General features: G+C 34.2%; 2 protein-coding genes. Both read right to left on the bottom strand.

Annotation, left to right across the window (positions count from 1 at the left end):
* Positions 1-97: 97 nt before the first annotated feature.
* On the bottom strand, positions 98-877 hold the full coding sequence (locus tag EXE10_RS20960; protein WP_014386410.1) for an APH(3')-VI family aminoglycoside O-phosphotransferase: 780 nt from the start codon (positions 875-877) through the stop codon (positions 98-100).
* Positions 878-982: 105 nt separating this feature from the next.
* The coding region (locus EXE10_RS20955) for an integrase core domain-containing protein (RefSeq protein ID WP_165383064.1) at positions 983-1349 on the bottom strand (367 nt) is incomplete at its 5' end.

The raw sequence follows: 1349 nt of genomic DNA, 5'->3' as shown, positions 1-1349 counted from the left end.
AACTTTAAATCAGTGGCTCCACTAACACTCTTCACTTATTTATTTAAAATTTAGCGACGTTAAAAGACAATTAAGTATTTTTAGATAATGCTTAGAATCAATTCAATTCATCAAGTTTTAAAAAATAATTCCTTTTGTCAGGTCTATCATTTTTTAAATGCTTTAAAAATATTTTAGCAGTTTCCTCCGAGGCATCCTCTCTTAGGCAACGTTCAACAAAGGATATATCTACAAATTCATCAGCTAACCCAGCACGGCCAAGATCTAAAAAGTAAATTTCATTGAATTTATCTATAAAAATATTACTATCCGTGATATCGCCATGAGAAAAAACCAATCTTTCTTCAACACGAGTCTCAGTTAACTCATTCCATAGACTTAGGTAAGTTCTATGGTCTCCCCATAATTCAGCGTCAAAATCATCTTGATCTATATCGTCAAGGAGTTGGTTATCAATAAAAAATTTTGACTCTTTTAACCGATGATCAATGTTTGAAATAAATGGACAATCAATAATAGCAACTGAATTTAACAGATTGAGTGCCTCCTTATAGATAGCAAGCAATTCTTGGTCTGTTAAAAAAAGCGCTGAAATTGGTTTTGCATTGATCGCTTTAGTGATCATTAATTCAAACTGCTCATCCTGAAAAGTCATGATGAGTTCAGGCACCTTTAATTTCTCAGAGAGCCAACTCAACATTTTCGCTTCGCGAGAGACACTGTATGTGGTCTCTGTATATAAAGTGCTAGATCGCTTAAGAAAAAAAGTTTCATTATTTCGATTAAAAGAATAAACATCCGATGGCGACTGACCAATTTTATTTGGCTCTAAAACGCTGTTTCCAATAAATTGTTGAATAATATTGGGCAATTCCATCAAGTTTTCCTTTTATTCAGCATTAAAAACCCCGCAAATGCGAGAGAGGTGGTCCCACTTGTTTGAACAACTAAAAGCGTATTTATAAGTGATATTCCGCTCTAGTTAAGCCACCTTGTTTTGTTGGGGTAGCTGATCATAGTAAAACTCATTTGGTGTCATTTTGTCTAGACTCGAATGAGGTCGTTTCAAATTATAAAACTCAAAATATGCACTTAATTGCTTTTTCGCATCTGTGACACTGCTATAAGCTTTGAGATACACCTCTTCATATTTAACGCTCCGCCATAATCGTTCAACCATCACATTATCTACCCATCGACCTTTACCATCCATACTGATTTGAATGCCATTTGATTTCAATACATCAATAAATGCATCACTGGTAAACTGGCTGCCTTGGTCTGTATTAAATATTTCAGGTCGACCATATTTTTCAATCGCTTCATTTAAAGCCGAAATACAAAAATCC

It is taken from the genome of Acinetobacter sp. WCHAc060033 (genome assembly GCF_004209125.1).
In the GTDB taxonomy this organism is placed as follows: domain Bacteria; phylum Pseudomonadota; class Gammaproteobacteria; order Pseudomonadales; family Moraxellaceae; genus Acinetobacter; species Acinetobacter wuhouensis.
Note: the sequence above shows the minus strand (reverse complement) of the source record. Positions and strands in the feature narration are given on the sequence as shown.

Coding starts and splice junctions, on each gene's coding strand:
- EXE10_RS20960 (WP_014386410.1), bottom strand. CDS start 877: ATGGAATTGCCCAATATTATTCAACAATTTATTGGAAACAGCGTTTTA.